The sequence below is a fragment of the Roseovarius sp. genome (genome assembly GCF_965228755.1).
GTDB lineage: Bacteria > Pseudomonadota > Alphaproteobacteria > Rhodobacterales > Rhodobacteraceae > Roseovarius.
Genome location: NZ_CBDDIG010000008.1, coordinates 467,316 through 486,601 on the forward strand (window position 1 = coordinate 467,316; position 19,286 = coordinate 486,601).

Genomic DNA, 19,286 nt, shown 5'->3' on the forward strand with positions numbered 1-19,286 from the left:
CATGACCGTCTATGTGGTCACGACAGAGAATTGGGACAGCGCCGCTTTCTGGTCAGGGATCAGCGAAGGCGCGGCCGGGCACGGGCTGGATTTCTCGGCGCTGCCGCCGGGCTATTCGGTGGATGTGGACGCCGCGACCGGCGTGATCACCATCAGCGACGGGACGGACAGCTTCACCGTGGGCGAGGCCGGGGTGACCGGGACGGATGCTAATCTCGGCGGCGGCACGCAGCTCGATTACTTCATGTTCGCCTATGGCGGGGGTGGTGGCGACGTGCTGGACGGCACGGGCGGCGCGGACGTGATGGACGGCGAGGACGGCGCCGACACGATCGACGGCGGCGCGGGGAACGATTCGCTGGATGGCGGCGGGGGTGGTGACAGCCTGATCGGCGGCGAGGGCGACGACACGATCACCGGCGGGATCACGGCCGAGGATACCGAGCTGTTCCTCGACTGGAGTGCGGCGGGCAGTGACGGCCAGAGCATCGGCACCGGGTTCACGCAGGATACCGGCGGCATCGACGTCACCGTCACCTATACCGACGAGGGCAACGGCCAGAGCGCCAATGTCGAGACGACGACGGGCCAGTACGTGGGCACGGGCGAGCCGTTCGACGGCAATTCGTCGGTTGAACTGCGCGGGGGTGGCACCACGGGGGATACCGCGACGCTGCGGATGGATTTCTCGGCGGTCGAGGGGTCGGGCTTCGAGGACGAGGTCACCGATGTCAGCTTTCGGATCAACGATGTCGACCAGTCGGGCAGCAGCGGCGGCTGGGAGGACGGGATCACCATCCGGGCCTATGACGAGGAGGGCAACCAGCTTGACGTGACGGTCACCTACCAGGGGGTGAGCGAGACCGGGCCGGATATCCTTGTCGATGGCGAGGGATCGCAGAGCTCGACCGGGGCCAACGGTTCGTTGCTGGTCGAGATCGAGGGGCCGGTGGCCTATGTCGAGGTGGATTACGACCAGCTTGGCGGCAGCGGGCAGGTGATCTGGGTCACCGACGTGCATTTCACCGCGCAGGGCCGGAGCGATGGCGACGACACGATCGAGGGCGGCGCGGGGGACGATTACCTTGTCGGCAACCTCGGCTCGGACGAGATCAGCGGCGGGGCGGGGAACGACACGATCCTGGGCGGTGACGATACGCTGACCACGGGGACCGCCGAGATCGAGATCGTCAACAGCAGTTTCGAGCAGACGAGCCATGGCGACGGTGGCTGGTCGGAGGGCACGCCGGGCTGGGAGACGAGCGGCACGGAAGTGGGGGATTTCAATCCCACGTCGGGCCAGATCGACGAGAGCGACATCGACGGCAGCAACGTCGCCTTCCTCTATGCCAATGGCGACACGCTGAGCCAGACGCTGTCGCAGGAATATACCGACGGGGAGACCTACGAGTTCAACGTCGACCTGGGCGATGCGACCTATGCCGGGTCGGTGAGCTACACGGTCAACATCTATGCCGGCGATACGCTGATCGGGACGCAGAGCGGGACGACCGGGGATATCGACGGGCTGGAGACCGTGACGGTCTCAACCGACGGCTATTCCGACCCGAGCCTGAACGGCCAGCCGATCACCATCGAGATCGTCAACACCGGGGGGACGGACCTTCTGGTGGACAATGTCACCGGGACGGTGACTGGGATCGCGGGTGGCAGCGATACCGACACGAGCGGCGATGTGCTTGACGGTGGCGACGGGGCGGACCTTGTGTTTGGCGGGGCCGGGAACGACACGATCACCGTCGACCAGGGCGACACGGTGGAGGGCGGCGACGGCGACGACCGGTTCGAGCTGGCCGATCTGGACACCACGGGCACGGGCAACGATTCGATCTCCATCACCGGCGGCGAGGGGGACGAGACGGGCGGTGACACGCTGGTCCTGACGCCGGACGTGACCTATGACGACATCACCTTTACCAACACCGATGACAACGCGGCCGGGCTGTCGGGCAATTTCACGATGGCCGACGGGACGTTCGTGGAGTTCTCGGAGATCGAGAACATCATCTGTTTCACGCCCGGCACCAGGATCCTGACCGAGGTCGGCGAGCGGCCGATCGAGAGCCTGAAGATCGGCGACCGGGTGGTGACGCGGGACAGCGGCTTGCGGCCGATCCGGTGGATCGGCAAGCGGACGGTGCCGGGGCGGGGCCGGTTCGCGCCGGTCTGGGTGGCGCCGAACGTGATGGACGGCTCGCGCACGGGCCTTCTGGTGTCGCCGCAGCACCGGATCCTGTTCGCGGGCTACCAGGCGCAGCTGCTGTTCGGGCAGGACGAGGTTCTGGTGGCGGCGAAGCATCTTGTCGACGATGCCGACGTGAAGGTCAGGGAGATGCCGGAGGTGACCTATATCCACGTGATGTTCGACCATCACGAGGTGATCTATGCCGAGGGGATCGCGACAGAGAGTTTCCATGCCGGGGATGTGGGCCTGAGCGCGATCTGCGAGGAGGCGCGGGAGGAGCTGTTCGGGCTGTTCCCGGAGCTGCGGAGCGCGCCGCGGCACATGGGCGATACGGCGCGGCATTGCCTGAAGCGCTACGAGGCGCGGCTTTTGCGGGATTACGACACGATGCAGCGCAAGCGGGTCGGGGTGAGGTAGGCCGGCCCCCGGCCCTTACGTGATCGCCTCGAGCCGTTCCTTGGACAGGTCGCCGGGCACGATGGTCAGCGGGATGGTCAGCGTGCCGGAGTTCTTCGACAGCTGGGTGACGAGCGGGCCGGGGCCCTTCTTGTCGGTGCCGGCGCCAAGGACGAGGACGCCGATTTCGGGGTCTTCCTGGACCTGGGCCATGATCTCGGTCACCGGTTCGCCCTCGCGGATGACCAGTTCCGGGTCGACCCCCTGCTTGTCGCGCATCCACTTGGCGAAGACCTCGAAATGGGCGTGGATGCGCTCGCGCGCCTCTTCCCGCATGATGTCGCCGACGCCGATCCAGTGGTTGAATTCCTCGGGCGGGATCACCGCCAGAACCTCGACCCCCGCGCCGGTATGGGCCGCGCGCATCGCCGCGAAGCGCATGGCGTTCAGGCACTCCTTGCTGTCGTCCAGAACCACAAGAAACTTGCGCATGGTCTCTCTCCTCGCCCGGGGGCATGATGCCCGGAAGACCGGGTGCTGGCAATATCAGGAAACGCGGCGCCGGTTTGCGCGCGTCAGTCGAAGGTGCCGGTGACCCGCCCGAGCAGCATGAAGGCGCGCGACGTGCGGGTGTTCGACAGCTCGGTCAGGTCGGAATCTCTGGCGGTTTCGGTGAAGGCCGAGATCATCCGGTCGAAGATCCGCAGGAAGTGGTGGACGGCGTCGCGGAAGATCGGGTCGTTCTTCATGCGCGCGGCGGTGAGCGCCAGGGACGCGCGGTCGCGGATGCCGCCAAGCTGGGCGATGGAGCGGCCGCGTTCGCCGGCGGCGAAGCGGCGCCAGACCTCGGGGCGGGCGAGGTCGGGGCGGAGGTCGTCCATGTAGATGCCGTCATGCGACATCAGGGTGAGCACGTCCTGCGCCGCCTGGATCAGCTGGGCGGTGGGCCGGTCCTTGAGCGCGCGGCGCAGGGCGGCGAAGCCTTCCTTGTCCTCGGCGGTTTCGGGAAAGTTGAGGGCGCGGATGAAATCGGAGCTGGCCAGCGGCGGCTGCATGTCCTCGGCCGGGGTGCCGAGGGGCAGGGCGACCTGGTCCTCGCCCTGGGGCGAGGCGGCCTCGATCTGTTTGGGGGCCTGCGGCGGGGCGAGCGCGTGGCGGGTCGAGGAAAAGGTGGCGAGCGCCGTTTCGGTCTTGCGCTGGGCGGCGGCGATTTCCTCGAGCTTCTTGGTCACCGACGGCTCGCTGACGGCGTTGCGGTTCTGGCTCTGGGTGATGTAGGCGTGGCGCATGGCGTCGACGGCCACCTGCAGCCGCTGGCTTTCCTCGCGCATCATCCGGGAGGAGCGCGCGGCGGTGGCCGCAACCCAGATCATCGCCACGGGCATGAAGACCACCAGCATCACGAGGATGAACCACACCGCGCCGCCGGCGCCGCCGGTCAGCGCGCCGGTATCCATGAACAGGAAGAACGCCGCCGCCAGGACCAGCCAGACGACAGAGAGGGCCGCGGCGGCCACCTCGACCCCCGTGACCCGTTCGCTGCGTGACTTGTCGTAGATCCCCAGCGGCGTGGGCGGGGTCTGTTGACGGTCGGCCATGGTCTGGACCTGCTAGATATAGGCGATCTTTAGCACTTCGTAGGCCTTGTCGCCACCGGGCGTGCTTACCTCGACGCTGTCGCCCTCTTCCTTGCCGATCAAGGCCCGTGCAATGGGCGATTTGATGTTCAGCAGGCCTTTTTCAATGCTCGCCTCGTATTCGCCGACGATCTGGTAGGTCTTTTCCTCGTCGGTGTCCTCGTCGACCAGCGTGACGGTGGCGCCGAACTTGATCGGCCCGGACAGCTTGGCGGGGTCGATCACGTCGGAGAGGCTGATCGCGCCCTCGAGCTCCTTGATCCGGCCCTCGATGAAGGATTGCTTCTCCTTGGCGGAATGATACTCGGCATTCTCCGACAGGTCGCCATGCTCGCGCGCCTCGGAGATCGCCTTGATGATGGCAGGGCGTTCCACCGACTTGAGCTGTTTCAGCTCGGCTTCGATGGCCTCGTAGCCCTTGCGTGTCATCGGGATTTTTTCCATTCGGAGTGCCCTTCATACTGACGGGGCCGCGCGTGTCGGCCCCGGCCTATTCCCGTTTCAGATGTCGCGACAGATTGCCCCGAGGGCGCCGGACTTTGCAATAGCGGATGCGGGCGGCGCGGGCATTACGTGACCCGAATCGCGGCAATTTGCCGTTTTTAACCATCTCTAACGTCGTGTTCCAATTGACGCGGGCGTTTCCGAGACGATAACCACGTGCGGAGCGAATTCCGGCGGCCGCGTGCCGCGCCTTTGGAAGGAAGACAGATGTCCGAGATCGAACGCGAAGCCATGGAATACGATGTCGTGATCGTGGGGGCGGGCCCGGCGGGCCTGTCCGCGGCGATCCGGCTGAAGCAGCTCGACCCCTCGCGTGAGGTGGTGGTGCTGGAGAAGGGCTCGGAAGTGGGTGCGCATATCCTGTCGGGCGCCGTGCTCGACCCGTGCGGCCTGAACAAGCTGATCCCGGACTGGAAGGAAAAGGGCGCGCCGCTGAACGTGCCGGTGAAGGACGACAATTTCTTCATGCTGGGCGAGGCGGGCAAGATCCGCATTCCCAACTTCCCGATGCCGCCGCTGATGAACAACCACGGCAATTACGTCGTGTCGATGGGCAATGTCTGTCGCTGGATGGCCGAGCAGGCCGAGGCGCTGGGCGTCGAGGTGTTCCCGGGCATGGCGTGCTCGGAAGTGATCTATGGCGAGAACGGCGAGGTGAAGGGCGTGGTGGCCGGCGAGTTCGGCAAGAACCCCGACGGTACGCCGGGCCCGTCCTACGAGCCGGGGATGGAGCTGCATGGCAAGTATGTCTTCCTGTCGGAAGGCGTGCGCGGCAGCCTGTCGAAGGAGGTGATCGCCAAGTACGACCTGTCGAAGGGCAAGGAGCCGCAGAAATTCGGCCTTGGCATGAAGGAGATCTGGGAGATTGACCCGGCCAAGCACAAGCCCGGCAGCGTGACCCACACGATGGGCTGGCCGCTGGGCTCGAACGCCGGGGGCGGGTCGTTCATCTACCACCTCGACAACAACCAGGTCTACGTGGGGTTCGTGGTTCACCTGAATTACAAGAACCCGAACCTGTATCCCTACATGGAGTTCCAGCGCTTCAAGCATCACCCGATGGTGAAGGAGCTGCTGGAAGGCGGCAAGCGCGTGGCCTATGGCGGCCGGGCGATCACCGAGGGCGGGTACCAGTCGATGCCGAAGATGGTGGCGCCGGGCGTGGCGCTGCTGGGCTGTTCGGTGGGCATGGTCAACGTGCCGCGGATCAAGGGCAACCACAACGCGATGCTGTCTGGGATGGCCGCGGCCGAGGCGGCCCATGCCGCGATCGAGGCCGGCCGGGCCAGCGACGAGTTGACCGATTACGAGACCGAGGTGCGCGAGGGCCCGATCGGCAAGGACCTAAAGAAGGTCCGCAACGTCAAGCCGCTGTGGTCGAAATACGGCCTTCTGGCCAGCCTCAGCCTTGGCGGGCTGGACATGTGGACCAACACGCTGGGCTTTTCGCTGTTCGGCACGCTGGGCCATGGCAAGACCGATGCCGAGGCGACCGAGCCTGCCGACAAGCACAAGGTGATCAACTATCCCAAGCCCGACGGCAAGCTGAGCTTCGACCGGCTGACCAATGTCAGCTTCTCGATGACCAACCACGAGGAAAACCAGCCCTGTCACCTGCGGCTGATGGATCCGAGTATTCCGATCGCGCACAACCTGCCCAAGTTCAACGAGCCGGCGCAGCGCTATTGCCCCGCCGGGGTATACGAGGTGGTCGAGAAGGAGAGCGGGCCGGAGTTCGTGATCAACTTCCAGAACTGCGTGCACTGCAAGACCTGCGACATCAAGGACCCGCCCCAGAACATCAAGTGGGTCACGCCGCAGGGGGGCGACGGGCCGAACTATCCGAACATGTGAGCCGTTGAAATCGTGATCGGCCGGGGCGCGGCAAACCGCCTGCCCCGGATTGCCTTGGCCGGGCCGGCAGTCTACGTTTGGGCGGCAACAGGAGCTATAGAAGGCAGGCAACCCCGTGACTCGTACAACGCTCTCGGTACTCGCACTCGCAGCCGCCCTTTTGCAGGGGGGCGCACAGGCCGCCTCGGCCGACGAGGCGGTGGGCTCGTATCTTGCCGCCCGCCAGGCCAGCCTCGACAACGACTATATCGCCGCCGCCGAGTATTTCACCAAGGCGCTGGCCGAGGATCAGTCGAATCCGGCCATCCTGGAAAGCGCGGTCGTGGCCCATGTGTCGCTGGGCCAGTTCGACCAGGCCATTCCCATCGCGCGGAAGATCGAGGATGACGAGCTGTTGAGCCAGGTCGCCTTCATGGTGCTGGTGGCGGACGAGGTGAAGCGCGAGGCGTATGACGACCTGCTCGAACGGTTCGAGCAGGAACACGGGATCGGCTCGCTGGCCGACGGGCTGATCGCGGCGTGGGCGCAGCTTGGCATGGGCGACATGAGCGCCGCACTGGAGCATTTCGACGAGGTGGCCGCCGAGAAGGGGCTGCGCAGCTTCGCCATCTATCACAAGGCGCTGGCGCTGGCTTCGGTCGGTGATTTCGAGGCTGCCGAGCAGATTTTCGCGGGCAAGTCGGACGGCCCGATGCAGCGCACCCGCCGGGGCACGGTGGCCTGGGCCGAGATTCTCAGCCAGCTCGAGCGCAACGACGAGGCGGTGGCGCTGATCGACGATGCGTTCGGGGCCGACCTCGACCCGGAAATCAGCCAGCTGCGCGAGAAGCTGGTGGCGGACGAGCGGGTGCCCTTCTCGCTGATCTCCGGCGCCGCCGATGGCGTGGCGGAGGTGTTCTTTTCGCTGGGCCGGGCGCTGGTCTCGGACACGAGCGAGGATTACGTCCTGCTGTATTCGCGCGTGGCCCAGTATCTCAACCCCGAGCATATCGATGCCGTGATGATGACGGCCGAGTTGTTCGAGGCGCTGGGGCGCTACCAGCTGGCGACCGATACCTACAAGTCGGTGCCGCGCGATCACCCCTCCTTCACCGCCGCCGAGATGGGCCGGGCCGAAGCGCTGCGCCGCGACGACCGGAGCGATGCCGCCGTGGAGGTTCTGGAACAATTGTCGGAGTCGCATCCCGAGCTGCCGATGGTGCACGTGTCGGCCGGCGACCTGTACCGCCAGCTCGAGCGGTTCGGCGACGCCGCGGCCGCCTATGAACGCGCGCTCGACCGGTTTTCCGAGGATGCCGAGGAACAGTGGTTCGTGCATTATGCCCGGGCGATCTGTTACGAGCGGCTGGGCGAGTGGGAGAAGGCGGAATCCGATTTCCGCCGGGCGCTGGAGCTGAACCCGGAACAGCCGCAGGTGCTGAACTACCTGGGCTATTCGCTGGTCGAGAAGCAGATCAAGCTGGACGAAGCGCTGGACATGATCGAGCGTGCCGTCGCCAAGCAGCCCAACAGCGGCTATATCGTCGACAGCCTGGGCTGGGTGCTGTACCGGCTGGGCCGCTACGAAGAGGCCGTGGACCACATGGAACGCGCCGCCGAGCTGATGCCGGTGGACCCGGTGGTGAACGATCACCTGGGCGACGTTCTGTGGGCCGTGGGGCGCAGGAACGAGGCGGAGTTCCAGTGGAAGCGTGCGTTGTCCTTCGTCGACCAGGAGAAGCCGTCGCCCGATATCAAGCCCGACCGCATCCGCCGCAAGCTCGAGGTGGGGCTGGACGTGGTGCTGGAGGAAGAGGGCGCGCCGGCGCTGGAGATCGTCGATGACGGTGGTTGAGGCCTTTGTTCCGGCAAAGGTCAACCTGACGTTACACGTGACCGGCCAGCGCGAGGACGGGTTTCACACGCTCGATTCGCTGGCGATGTTCGCCGATATCGGCGACCGCATGACCATCACCATGCCGGGCGACTATCGCCTGACGGTCGAGGGGCCGATGGCCGAGGGCGTGCCGGCGGACGAGAGCAACCTGGTGCTGCGGGCGGCGCGGATGATGCGGATCAACGCGGATATCCGGCTGGAGAAGCACCTGCCGAATGCGGCCGGCCTTGGCGGCGGGTCCGGCGACGCGGCGGCGACGCTGCGGGTGCTGTCGGGGTTTTCCGGCAAGCCGGTGCCGGGCGACGGGATCGAGCTGGGCGCCGACGTGCCGCTGTGCCTGCAATCGGATGCGGCGCGGGTGACCGGGATCGGCGAGACGGTGACGCCGGTGCCGAACCTGCCGCCGCTGGATGCCGTGCTGGTGAATCCGGGCCTGCCGGTTCTGACGGCGGAGGTGTTCAAGCGGTTGCGGCACAAGGTCAACCGCCCGATGCCTGCCGAGATGCCGTCGTTCGAGACGTCGGCGGAGCTGATCGACTGGCTGCGCGGGATGCGCAACGACCTGCAGGAACCGGCGATCGAGGCCGAGCCGGTGATTCGGCAGGTGTTCGAGACGCTGGAGCGGACGCCGGGCTGTCAGCTGGCGCGCATGTCCGGCTCGGGCGGGACGTGTTTCGGGATCTACCACGATGCGGAAACCGCCGGGTCGGCGGCCGGACGGTTGCAGGAAAGCTTTCCGTCGTGGTGGGTGCGGGCGACGCGGCTGAACGCGCCGAACCTGTTCGGCTGACCGCTCAGGTCAGGCGCGCGACCACGTAATCCGCCAGGTCGATCAACATCCGCCGCACCTCGTGCTCCGGCACTTTGGCCATGGCCGTCTTGGCGCGTTCGGCCCAGGCGAGCGCGTCGTCGCGGGTGCGGTCGAGCGCGTCGTGGAGGGCGAGGATGGCGAGCGCTTCCTCGAGGTCGCCGTCGCGCTGGTCGCCCTTCTCGATGGTGCGTTTCCAGAAGGCGCGTTCCTCGTCCGTGGCACCCGCCACGGCCTTGATCACCGGCAGGGTCAGCTTGCGCTCGCGGAAATCGTCGCCGACATTCTTGCCGGTGGCCTTGGCGTCGCCCTGGTAGTCGAGCAGGTCGTCGGCAATCTGGAAGGCGATGCCGAGCGCGTCGCCGTAATCGTAGAGTGCGCCGATCCGGTCTTCGCCGGCGTTCGAGATCACGCCGCCCACCTCGGTCGCGGCCGAGAACAGCGCCGCCGTCTTGCCGCGCACGACCTGGAGGTAGATATCCTCGTCGGTGCGCAGGTCGCGGGCGGCGCTGAGCTGCAGCACCTCGCCCTCGGCAATGGTGGCGGCCGCGTTGGACAGGATGTCGAGCACCCGCAGGTTGCCGGTTTCGACCATCAGCTGGAAGGCCCGCGCGAAGAGGTAGTCGCCCACCAGCACGCTGGACTTGTTGTCCCACAGCAGGTTCGCCGTGGGCCGGCCGCGGCGCTGCTGGCTTTCGTCGACCACGTCGTCATGCAAAAGGGTGGCGGTGTGGATGAATTCGACCGTGGCGGCGAGGTTGATGTCGAATTCGCCGTCATAGCCGCACATGTCGGCCGTCGCCAGCGTCAGCATGGGCCGCAGCCGCTTGCCGCCCGCCTCGACCAGGTGTGCGGTGACCTCGGGGATGCGGGGCGCGTGGCGTGAGGCCATGCGTTCACGGATCAGGGTGTTGACCGCCTCGAGCCGCCCCGCGAGATGGCGCGCGAGTTCCTCGTGTGGTTTGGTAGAGGCGTGATCCAGTCCCATTCAACTCACCATCACACGGCTCGACAAACCGTGCCCCCTCGCCTTATCTCTTGGCCATGAAACAGCTTTTGCGCACCAACGACCCGGCCTCGATCGCCTTTGCCAAGGCGCTGCTTCAGGGCGAGGGTATAGACTGCTTTGAAATGGACGTAAACATGAGCGTTCTCGAAGGGTCGATCGGTATTTTCCCGCGGCGGATCATGGTCGCGGATTCGGATTACGAGGATGCCGTGCAAGCCCTCACCGACAACGGGATAGAGGTGGATGACGGGGGGTGAGCCGGACGAGGTGACGGCTGACGACTTTCTCGGGGGGCAGCTGCGGATTTACCAGCCGAGGCGTGGATACCGGGCGGGGATCGACCCGGTGATGCTGGCGGCCGGGGTGCCGGCGAAGCCGGGGCAGAGCGTGCTGGACCTTGGCTGTGGCGTTGGCGTTGCGGCACTGTGCCTTGGCCGGCGGGTGCCGGGGCTTCGGCTGACGGGGCTGGAATTGCAGGGTGAGTACGCCGCACTGGCGCGCCGCAACGGGGCGGAGAACGGGCTGGAGTTCGAGGTGGTGGAGGGCGACCTGTCGGACATGCCGGGGACGCTGAGGGAGCGGCAGTTCGATCATGTCATCGCCAACCCGCCCTATTTCGACCGCGCCGCCAGCACCGCCGCTGCCGAGCCGGGACGCGAAACCGCGATGGGCGAGCGGACGCCGCTGGCGGAGTGGGTGAAACAGGCGGCGCGGCGGTGCATGCCCGGCGGACATGTCAGCCTGGTCCACCGGGCCGAACGGCTGCCGGAGCTGCTGGCCGAGACGGCGCGCCGGCTGGGGAGTGTCGAGGTGCTGCCGCTGGTGCCGCGCGAGGGGCGGGAGGCCAGGCTGGTGCTGATCCGGGCGCGAAAGGGCGGACGTGCGAAGTTTCGCCTGCATGACGGCTGGATCCTGCACGCGGGGGTTGAACACCCGGGAGACCGAGAAAACTATACCGCGGCGACCGCCTCGGTTCTGCGGCAGGGCAAGGCGCTGCCGTTTTCCGGCTCATTTTAACAGCATTTGAATCGCATAGTTCCGCTTATGCTGCGCGCGCAGCGTGACAGAGTCATAAATCTGTGATGCACTGAAAAGGTGCATAACGCACATCAGCAACGAGAGGAGACGCCAATGAGCTTGAGTTCACATGTCGAGGAACTGAAGAAGAAACACCAAACCCTCTCCGACCGGGTCGAAGAAGTGCAGCGCTCTCCGGGCGCGTCCGACTTCGAAATCGCCGAACTCAAGAAACAGAAACTGCGCCTCAAGGAAGAGATCGCACGCCTGTCGGAAGACGCCTGAACGACGTCATCCGCCCCTGAATTTCCGAGGTTGATGACAGCTGTCATGGCGTGAATTCACGGGCCTGATCAATCAGATAGCGAGTTGCGTGTCGACGCGACCAGCGAGCGTTTTGTGCGCCGCCAAACCTCACGAAACACCATCGAACGACGAAAAAAGGGGCCGGTCAGCGTGACCGGCCCCGTTGTGTTCGTGGCGCTTTGTCGGCGGAGGATCAGCCGAAGAACTGGGCGCCGTTGGCCGAGATCGTCGAGCCGTTGATGAACTGCGCATCGTCGGAGGCGAGGAAGGTGACGCAGCGGGCGATCTCTTCGGGCTCGCCAAGGCGGCCGGCGGGGATCTGGGCGATGATCTGTTCGCGCACCTTTTCCGGGACGGCCATCACCATTTCGGTGGCGATGTAGCCGGGGCAGACGGCGTTGGCGGTGATGCCGGCGCGGGCGCCTTCCTGGGCGAGGCTGCGGACGATGCCGATGTCGCCGGCCTTGGTCGCGGCGTAATTCACCTGTGCGAACTGGCCCTTCTGGCCGTTGATCGAGCTGATCACGATGACCCGGCCGAACTTGCGCTCGCGCATGCCGGGCCAGACCGGGTGAACCGTGTTGAAGACGCCGGTCAGGTTGGTGTCGATCACCTCCTGCCATTGCTCGGGGCTCATCTTGTGGAAGGGCGCATCGCGCGTAATGCCGGCATTGGCGACGACGATGTCGATCGGGCCGACCTCTTCCTCGACCTTGGCGATGCCGGCCTTGCTGGCCTCGTAATCCGCCACGTTCCACTTGTAGGTCTTGATGCCGGTGGCCTCGGTGAAGGCGGCGGCCTTCTCGTCATTGCCGGCATAGGTGGCGGCGACGTTGTAGCCTTCGGCCTTCAACGCCTTGGAAATCGCCTCGCCGATGCCCCGGCTGCCGCCGGTCACGAGTGCAGTTCTTGCCATGGTTCTCCTCCAGTCTTGTCTTTGCTGTCGGTAACACCGTTACCTTTCGGATTTCGTTCGCGCAATAATGTTGCTCAAAGATCGGCGGCAGGTGCAAGGGCAAATGAAAAGGGCGCCCGAGGGCGCCCTATCCTGCCGGTGTCCGGTCAGTCGCGTTCGACGCACATGGCGACGCCCATGCCGCCGCCGATGCAGAGCGTGGCGAGCCCCTTCTTGGCGTCGCGGCGCTTCATCTCGAAGAGCAGGGTGTTGAGCACGCGGCAGCCCGAGGCGCCGATCGGGTGGCCGATGGCGATGGCGCCGCCGTTGACGTTCACGATCGACGGGTCCCAGCCCATGTCCTTGTTCACGGCACAGGCCTGGGCCGCGAAGGCTTCGTTGGCTTCGACGAGGTCGAGGTCTTCGACGCTCCACCCGGCCTTTTCCAGGGCCTTGCGGCTGGCGCTGATCGGGCCGACGCCCATGATCGACGGGTCGAGCCCGGCGGTGGCGTAGGAGGCGATGCGGGCGAGCGGTTCGATGCCGCGTTTCTCGGCGTCGTCGGCGCTCATCAGCAGGACGGCGGCGGCGCCGTCGTTGATACCCGACGCGTTGGCGGCGGTGACGGAGCCATCCTGTACGAAGGCCGGGCGCAGCTTCTGCATGGCGTCGATGGTGGCGCCGTGGCGGATGTATTCATCCTTGTCGACCACCGTCTCGCCCTTGCGGGTCTTGACCGTGAAGGGGGTGATCTCGTCCTGGAACTTGCCGGCGTTCTGGGCGGCCTCGGCCTTGTTCTGCGAGGCGACGGCGAACTCGTCCTGCATCTCGCGGGTGATCTGCCACTGGTTGGCGACGTTCTCGGCGGTCTGGCCCATGTGGTAGCCGTTGAACGCGTCCCAGAGGCCGTCGCGGATCATGGTGTCGATGTATTTCACGTCGCCCATCTTGTGGCCGGCGCGCAGGTGGGCGGCGTGGGGCGAGAGGGTCATGTTTTCCTGGCCGCCGGCGGCGACGATGCTGGCATCGCCGAGCTGGATGTGCTGGGCGCCAAGCGCGACGGCGCGCAGGCCCGAGCCGCAGACCTGGTTGATGCCCCAGGCGGCGCTTTCGATGGGCAGGCCGGCGTTGACATGCGCCTGGCGGGCCGGGTTCTGGCCCTGGGCGGCGGTGAGCACCTGGCCGAGGATGGTTTCGGAGACTTCGGCCTTGTCGATGCCCGCGCGTTCGACGATGGCCTCGAGCACGGCGGTGCCGAGATCATGGGCCGGGGTGTTGGCAAAAGCGCCGCTGAACGAGCCGACGGCGGTGCGCGCCGCGGATGCGATAACTACGTTGGTCATGTCTTCCTCCACCAGGTGACTGCGTGACCGGAGGCGCCCCGGCGCCCGCCATGGGTGCCTGTGCGGACTCCTCCGCCTTGGCTGGCGTGATACCGCATGGGTGGTGGCCCGGCAACGGTTGGATTGTCACAGGCGGCGGTCAGGCGGTGGCGCTCTCGCCGGCGTCGGTATCCCAGGGCGGGCGCACGGTGGGGGCGCCGAAGAAATAGCCCTGCAGGCAGTCCATTCCGATGCCCTGGAGAAAGGCCGCATCCTCGGCGGTTTCGACGCTTTCGGCGACGCAGACCATGTCGAACTGTTCGGCGACGGACATGAGCGCGCCGGCGAGAACCTGGTTGTCGGGGTCGCGGGCGACGCCGCGGATGAACTGGCCGTCGATCTTGAGGATGTCGAAGTAGAATTGCTTGAGATAGCGGAAGGAGGTGTAGCCGGAGCCGAAATCGTCGAGCGCGAAGCTGACGCCTTCGGACTGCATTTCGGTCATGAAGCTGATCACCAGCTCGGGCACGACGATGGCCGAGCTTTCGGTGATCTCGAGAATCAGGCGCTCGCCCGCCGTGGGGTCGGCGCGCAACCCGTCGCGCAGGATCCGCATCCAGCGCGCATAGCCGACCGAGCGGGCCGACATGTTGATGGCGAGCCGCAGGTCGGGATAGTCGTGCATCGCTTTCAGCCCCTGTTCGAGCGCGATGCAGTCGATCAGGCGGCCGGTTTCCGTCGTCTCGATCTCGGTAATGAAGTCGCACGCCGGAATGATCCGGCCGGTGCTGTCCATCACCCGGATTAATCCTTCGTAAAAGGCGGGCTTGTTCGGCGCGCCGGCGGGCACGATGGCCTGGTAGGCCAGCATCGCGCGATCGTTCTGCACCGCATCGGTTACCATTTCGATAACCGTCCGGTCCCGGCTGGTTACGGCGAAGTTCAGCGGGTTGTCATGCCCGGCCGGAATGTCGGCCCAGAAAGTCGGGTCTTGCCCCATTTGCGCGCTCCTGATTGCACCCGCTTCACAGGGTGGGGCGCAGCCGCTAAGGAAGGCTTAAAGAGCGAATTTGAGCGACCGGGCCGGTCGGGGAGGCATTCCATGGGTGACAGATGTGGCTGGGTGGGCAATGACCCGCTTTACGAGGCCTATCACGACACCGAGTGGGGCGTGCCCGAATGGGACAGCCGGGCGCTTTGGGAGAAGCTGATCCTCGACGGGTTCCAGGCGGGGTTGAGCTGGATCACCATCCTGCGCAAGCGCGACAATTTTCGCGAGTCTTTCCAGGGGTTTGACCCGAACATCATCGCCGGCTGGGGCGAGGCGGAGGTGCAGCGGTGCCTGGCCGATCCGGGGATCATCCGGCACCGGGGGAAGATCGAGGCGACGATCGGGAACGCCCGGGTCTGGCAGCAGATCGAGGCGGAGCAGGGGTTCGACAGGTATCTTTGGGCCTATGTCGGCGGCCGGCCGATCCAGAACCGGTTCGAGAGCCTGGCCGAGGTGCCGACGGAGACCGAAATTTCCCGCGCAATTTCAAAGGATTTGAAGAAAAGGGGCTTCAAGTTCTGCGGGCCGACCATCGTCTATGCCTTCATGCAGGCGGTGGGGATGGTGAACGATCACCTGGTCACCTGTCCCTGTCACGAGCCGGTTCGGAAGCTGGGCTGAAGCCCCGGAATTTCAACGTCGGTATAACGTCGGTATTTTGTCGGTATTGCGTCGGTGCGACATGCCGACCCCGCCCCGGTCAGTCGGGGGCAGGGGCTTGCAGGAACGCCTCGATCATCGGCAGCAGCGCGGGCTGTTCGAGGATGTCGAGATGCGTCGTGCCGGGCAGGATCGCGAGCTGTGCCTCGGGGATCGTGCGGTAGAGGTGGAGGGCGTGCTCGGGCTCGATGAAATCGGTGTCGCCATTGACCACGAGGACCGGCGCGGCGATGGCGGCGATGCGGTCGTCGGGCCAGCCCCAGTCGGAGGTGATGAAGGCGGTGATCTTCTGCATGGTCTGGGGGATCGTGGCGGCGCCGCCGGGGTTCTTGGCCGCGATTTCGGCCGCCATGTCGGCGAAATCCTCTTCGCTGGGCATGAGGGCCAGCACTTCCGGAGAGGGCTGATAGTTCGGATCCTTCTGCATCTCGATCATGCCGGGCATGAAGCCCGAAGGCTGTGACGCGGCGGAGATGGCCACGACCGAGGCGACGCGCTCGGGGGCGTTCACGGCGAGTTCCAGCGCCAGCATTCCGCCGGCGGAGAAGCCCACCACGTGAACGCGGTCGACCGAGAGCGCGTCGAGCACGCCGAGCGTGTCGCGGCGCATGGTCTCGGCGGTGAGGGGGCCGTCATGCAGGGGCGTATGGCCGTGACCCTGCTGTTCGACGCCGATCACGGTATGGGTTTCGGTCAGCGCGGGCAGCATGGCGCCGTAGCTGGCCTCGAAGCTCATCATGCCGCCGTGGAGCATGAGCACCGGCACGGTGTCGGGGGTGAGTTCGCCGTGGACCTCGTAATAGATGTCGTGCCCGTCGACGGAGGCCAAATCGGCCTGTGCGGGGGCGGCAAGCGTGAGGAGGGCGAGCGGCAGGGCGGCGGCCCGGGATAAGCGTTCGATCATGGAATGTCCTGTAGGTTGCGATGCCCGGGGCCGGGGCCCCGGGCAATGTGCCGTGAGGTCAGCCGCGGCGGGCGGCCTCGATGGTGGCGACGTCGATCTTCTTCATCGGCATCATCGCCTGGAAGGCGCGGCTGGCCTCTTCCCCGCCGGCGGCGAGCGCGTCGGTCAGGACGCGCGGGGTGATCTGCCAGGAGATGCCCCACTTGTCCTTGCACCAGCCGCATTGCGATTCCTGCCCGCCATTGCCGACGATGGCGTCCCAGTAGCGGTCGGTTTCTTCCTGGTCATCGGTGGCGACCTGGAAGGAGAACGCCTCGGAATGGGTGAACATCTCGCCGCCGTTGAGGCCCAGGCACGGGATGCCCATGACCGTGAAGGTGACGGTGATGGTGTCGCCCTTCTTGCCGCCCGGATAGTCGGTGGGGGCCTTGTGGACGCCCGTGACCTTGCTGTCGGGGAAGGTCGCGGCGTAGAAATTCGCGGCCTCCTCGGCATCGTTGGTGTACCAAAGGCAGATGGTGTTCTTCGGAGTGGTGGTCATTGCGTTGGTTCCTGGGCCGTCAGGCCGTTTCGGTTTCGCGGGCCGCGTCGGCGGCCTGCCAGTGGTCCATGTGATCGCGCAGGGCGCGCTTGAAGGCGGGCCGGGCGGTGGCGCGGTCGATATAGGCGGTGAGCGCCTTGTGCTCGGCGAGCCCGTCTTCGGACGCGACGTTGCGCAGGGTGTCGATCGTGGCGATGTCGGCGATGCTGAACTCACCGGCGATCCACTCCCGCTCGGCCATCCGCCTTTCGAAGGCGTCGAGCCGGGTTTTCGCGAAGGCGAAGGCGTGGTCGATGACCTCGCCAGCCGGGGGCGGGCCGAAGAAATCGGGGAACTTCCGCGCCAGCAGCATCACCTGCCAGTGCATCGTCGCCATTTCGAGCGTGTTCAGGGCGGCGAAGAGCCATTGCGTGATCTCGGCGCGCCTGTCGTCGGGGAAGAGCGCGCTGCCCTGGGTGACGTGCTGAAGGATGGCGCCGGATTCGAAGAGGATCAGGTCGCCGTCCTTGATGATGGGCACCTGGCCGAAGGGCTGCATCGCCAGGTGCGCCTCGGTTTTCGGGTGCGAGGGCACGGTGGCGGTGTCGTAGGGGCGGCCGATCTCCTCCAGCGCCCAGCGGATGCGGAGATCGCGGACGAAGCCACGGGGGAAGTCGGGTACCCAGTCGAGGGTGTAGAGCGTCAGTGTCATGCCGCCCTCGCGATCTCTGCGGAATCGAAGAGCGGCTCGAACCCGGCATACATCATGCGCGAGGCGTCGAAGGGCATTTTCGACATGTCGAAATCCGACATCTGTTCCTGCATCTTCTTGGTGGCGGCGTCGCAGGTGGCGCGATCGGGCCAGGTGATCCAGCTGAAGAGCGGCATTTCCCCCTTCTCGGCCTTGGTGGCGCGGAAGAAGTCGGTCACCTTGCCCTCGGGAACGAAATCGCCCCAGTTCTCGACCATGCCGGTGGCGCCGAACTGTTCGAACATCTGCCAGCCTTCATCGGCCATCTCGGCATAGGCCTGGCGGTTCTTTTCCGGCACGGCGAGGACGAAGCCCTGGTAATAGCCCGCATCGGTGAGCTTGCCGCGTTCGTAGACGGGTTCGAAGCCGCCATAGATCATCCGGCTGCCGTCGAAGGGCATTTCCGACATGCTGGCCATGGCCGGGTCGGACATGATCTTTTCCCAGCCGGCTTCCGCGGCCGCCTTGTCGGGCCATTCGATCCAGGCGAAGACGACGGTTTCATCCTCTTTCGCCTGCACCGCATCGTGGAAATCGGTGTTCATGCCCTTGGGCACGTCGGCGCCCCAGGTCTCGATCATGCGAAGGGCGCCGTGGGGTTTGAACAGGGTCCATGCCTCGGCGCAGTGGTCGATATAGGCCTGCTTGTTGGCGGTGGGCACGGCCGCGACGGAGGCGGTGTAATAGGTCATCTCGCGTTTTCCTTTGTCCTGAACGGGGCGGCCCGAATCGGGCCCGCTGACCTAGCGTGACACTTGCAGTATGAAAAAACAACTGCTAGTATCAAAACATGACTGAACAGGCGAAAACCCCCCGCCTTCGCTATGACGAAGGCTGTCTTGCCGCCCACGCGCTGAACCTGATCGGGGATCGCTGGGCGCTGCTGGTGGTGCGCGAGCTGGTGTTCGCGCCGAAGCGGTTCCAGATGATCCGGGCCGGGCTGCCGGGGATCACGGCGAGCGTGCTGACCGGGCGGCTGGGCCAGCTGGTCGAGGCCGGGGTGGTGGCGCATGATGCGCGGCTGGGGATCTACAGTTTGACGGAGGCCGGGCACGGGTTGTTGCCGGTGCTGGAGGCGTTGTGCCGCTGGGCGCTGATGGTGCCGGGGCATGACCCGAGCCGGTTCATCAGCCCGACGGCGCTGATGATCTCGATGGGGGTGAACCTGTTGCCCGAGAAGGCCGGGGAGGCCGTGGCCGGGTTCGATTTCGGCAGCGAGGCATTCGAGATGCGGGTTGGGGAGGGCAAGGTGGTGACGCGGGCGGTGGAACGCCCGGAGGCGCCTTTCTTGCTGAAGGGCCACGGGAACGGCATGGCCTCGGCCGTCTATGGGCGGCTGTCGCTGGCGGAGCTGGAGGAAAACGGGCGGGTGAGCGTGCGGGGCGATGGTGCCGCGGCGCAGCGTTTCGTCGACATGTTCGGCCTCCGGCGGGAGGGGGCGGCGACGTAAATGCTTGACATGCGGGGCGTTTGCCCCCATGTGAGCGCTGTCGCTGCGCAGCCGCGTGAGCTTGCCGTGCCCCGATACCGGGCCATCAGCGACACCATACTTTCTAGGTCCCCATCACGC

The 19,286-nt window shown here is 66.0% G+C and carries 20 protein-coding genes; 9 read left to right on the forward strand and 11 right to left on the reverse strand.

Going from position 1 to position 19,286, the window contains the following annotated elements; genetic code table 11:
• Position 1: 1 nt before the first annotated feature.
• Positions 2–2,623, forward strand: a complete 2,622-nt coding sequence (locus ACO07J_RS16085; protein ID WP_422030768.1) for a Hint domain-containing protein — start codon at positions 2–4, stop codon at positions 2,621–2,623.
• Between the two features lie 15 nt (positions 2,624–2,638).
• On the opposite strand, the gene ACO07J_RS16090 is transcribed toward ACO07J_RS16085, so the two are convergent.
• The 3 genes from ACO07J_RS16090 to greA form a co-directional block, all read right to left on the reverse strand.
• The gene (locus ACO07J_RS16090) at positions 2,639–3,094 is read right to left on the reverse strand and encodes a universal stress protein (RefSeq protein ID WP_422030770.1); all 456 of its coding nucleotides are present in this window, start codon (positions 3,092–3,094) and stop codon (positions 2,639–2,641) included.
• A gap of 83 nt (positions 3,095–3,177) precedes the next feature.
• Positions 3,178–4,200 carry a hypothetical protein gene (locus tag ACO07J_RS16095; RefSeq protein ID WP_422030772.1) on the reverse strand — a complete coding sequence of 341 codons (1,023 nt, stop codon included), beginning with the start codon at positions 4,198–4,200 and terminating at the stop codon, positions 3,178–3,180.
• A gap of 12 nt (positions 4,201–4,212) precedes the next feature.
• Positions 4,213–4,683, reverse strand: coding sequence for a transcription elongation factor GreA (gene greA / locus ACO07J_RS16100; protein ID WP_422030774.1), 471 nt, complete (start codon positions 4,681–4,683; stop codon positions 4,213–4,215).
• A 267-nt stretch (positions 4,684–4,950) separates the two neighbouring features.
• On the opposite strand from greA, the gene ACO07J_RS16105 reads away from it, so the two are divergent.
• From ACO07J_RS16105 to ACO07J_RS16115, 3 genes are all read left to right on the forward strand, one after another.
• Positions 4,951–6,597 carry a 4Fe-4S dicluster domain-containing protein gene (locus ACO07J_RS16105; protein ID WP_422030776.1) on the forward strand — a complete coding sequence of 549 codons (1,647 nt, stop codon included), beginning with the start codon at positions 4,951–4,953 and terminating at the stop codon, positions 6,595–6,597.
• A gap of 115 nt (positions 6,598–6,712) precedes the next feature.
• Positions 6,713–8,431: a tetratricopeptide repeat protein gene (locus ACO07J_RS16110; protein ID WP_422030778.1), complete on the forward strand. Its 1,719-nt coding sequence runs from the start codon at positions 6,713–6,715 to the stop codon at positions 8,429–8,431.
• On the forward strand, positions 8,418–9,263 hold the full coding sequence (locus tag ACO07J_RS16115; protein WP_422030780.1) for a 4-(cytidine 5'-diphospho)-2-C-methyl-D-erythritol kinase: 846 nt from the start codon (positions 8,418–8,420) through the stop codon (positions 9,261–9,263). The genes ACO07J_RS16110 and ACO07J_RS16115 overlap by 14 nt, the downstream gene beginning before the upstream one ends.
• A 4-nt stretch (positions 9,264–9,267) precedes the next feature.
• Here ACO07J_RS16115 and ACO07J_RS16120 read toward each other — a convergent pair whose 3' ends face one another.
• Positions 9,268–10,269, reverse strand: a complete 1,002-nt coding sequence (locus ACO07J_RS16120; RefSeq protein WP_422030782.1) for a polyprenyl synthetase family protein — start codon at positions 10,267–10,269, stop codon at positions 9,268–9,270.
• 56 nt (positions 10,270–10,325) lie between these two features.
• Here ACO07J_RS16120 and ACO07J_RS16125 point away from each other — a divergent pair, with 56 nt between their 5' ends.
• From ACO07J_RS16125 to ACO07J_RS16135, 3 genes are all read left to right on the forward strand, one after another.
• The gene (locus tag ACO07J_RS16125) at positions 10,326–10,547 is read left to right on the forward strand and encodes a DUF2007 domain-containing protein (protein WP_422030784.1); all 222 of its coding nucleotides are present in this window, start codon (positions 10,326–10,328) and stop codon (positions 10,545–10,547) included.
• Positions 10,534–11,307 carry a tRNA1(Val) (adenine(37)-N6)-methyltransferase gene (locus tag ACO07J_RS16130; protein WP_422030786.1) on the forward strand — a complete coding sequence of 258 codons (774 nt, stop codon included), beginning with the start codon at positions 10,534–10,536 and terminating at the stop codon, positions 11,305–11,307. The genes ACO07J_RS16125 and ACO07J_RS16130 overlap by 14 nt, the downstream gene beginning before the upstream one ends.
• Positions 11,308–11,421: 114 nt before the next feature.
• Positions 11,422–11,592, forward strand: coding sequence for a YdcH family protein (locus ACO07J_RS16135; protein ID WP_350130237.1), 171 nt, complete (start codon positions 11,422–11,424; stop codon positions 11,590–11,592).
• 214 nt (positions 11,593–11,806) lie between these two features.
• Here ACO07J_RS16135 and phbB read toward each other — a convergent pair whose 3' ends face one another.
• The 3 genes from phbB to ACO07J_RS16150 all read right to left on the reverse strand — a co-directional run bounded on the left by phbB (position 11,807) and on the right by ACO07J_RS16150 (position 14,830).
• The gene (gene phbB / locus ACO07J_RS16140; protein ID WP_422030788.1) at positions 11,807–12,529 is read right to left on the reverse strand and encodes an acetoacetyl-CoA reductase; all 723 of its coding nucleotides are present in this window, start codon (positions 12,527–12,529) and stop codon (positions 11,807–11,809) included.
• 146 nt (positions 12,530–12,675) lie between these two features.
• Positions 12,676–13,851 carry an acetyl-CoA C-acetyltransferase gene (locus tag ACO07J_RS16145; RefSeq protein ID WP_422030790.1) on the reverse strand — a complete coding sequence of 392 codons (1,176 nt, stop codon included), beginning with the start codon at positions 13,849–13,851 and terminating at the stop codon, positions 12,676–12,678.
• A gap of 139 nt (positions 13,852–13,990) precedes the next feature.
• Positions 13,991–14,830 carry an EAL domain-containing protein gene (locus tag ACO07J_RS16150; protein ID WP_422030792.1) on the reverse strand — a complete coding sequence of 280 codons (840 nt, stop codon included), beginning with the start codon at positions 14,828–14,830 and terminating at the stop codon, positions 13,991–13,993.
• 102 nt (positions 14,831–14,932) lie between these two features.
• Between ACO07J_RS16150 and ACO07J_RS16155 the strand changes: the two genes are divergently transcribed.
• Entirely contained in the window at positions 14,933–15,502 is a 570-nt protein-coding gene (locus ACO07J_RS16155) for a DNA-3-methyladenine glycosylase I (RefSeq protein WP_422030794.1), read from the forward strand.
• Positions 15,503–15,581: 79 nt separating this feature from the next.
• Here the strand turns inward: ACO07J_RS16155 and ACO07J_RS16160 are convergent, their stop codons facing one another.
• From ACO07J_RS16160 to ACO07J_RS16175, 4 genes are read right to left on the reverse strand one after another with little or no spacing between them, the layout of a single operon-like run.
• Positions 15,582–16,445, reverse strand: coding sequence for an alpha/beta fold hydrolase (locus tag ACO07J_RS16160; protein WP_422030796.1), 864 nt, complete (start codon positions 16,443–16,445; stop codon positions 15,582–15,584).
• A gap of 58 nt (positions 16,446–16,503) precedes the next feature.
• Positions 16,504–16,986 carry a VOC family protein gene (locus ACO07J_RS16165; RefSeq protein ID WP_422030798.1) on the reverse strand — a complete coding sequence of 161 codons (483 nt, stop codon included), beginning with the start codon at positions 16,984–16,986 and terminating at the stop codon, positions 16,504–16,506.
• Between the two features lie 19 nt (positions 16,987–17,005).
• Positions 17,006–17,677, reverse strand: coding sequence for a glutathione S-transferase family protein (locus ACO07J_RS16170; RefSeq protein ID WP_422030800.1), 672 nt, complete (start codon positions 17,675–17,677; stop codon positions 17,006–17,008).
• A complete protein-coding gene (locus tag ACO07J_RS16175) occupies positions 17,674–18,408 on the reverse strand; it encodes a DUF1428 domain-containing protein (protein WP_350130254.1) in 735 nt (244 codons plus the stop codon). The genes ACO07J_RS16170 and ACO07J_RS16175 overlap by 4 nt, the downstream gene beginning before the upstream one ends.
• 98 nt (positions 18,409–18,506) lie before the next feature.
• On the opposite strand from ACO07J_RS16175, the gene ACO07J_RS16180 reads away from it, so the two are divergent.
• On the forward strand, positions 18,507–19,166 hold the full coding sequence (locus ACO07J_RS16180) for a winged helix-turn-helix transcriptional regulator (protein ID WP_422030802.1): 660 nt from the start codon (positions 18,507–18,509) through the stop codon (positions 19,164–19,166).
• Positions 19,167–19,286 lie beyond the last annotated feature (120 nt).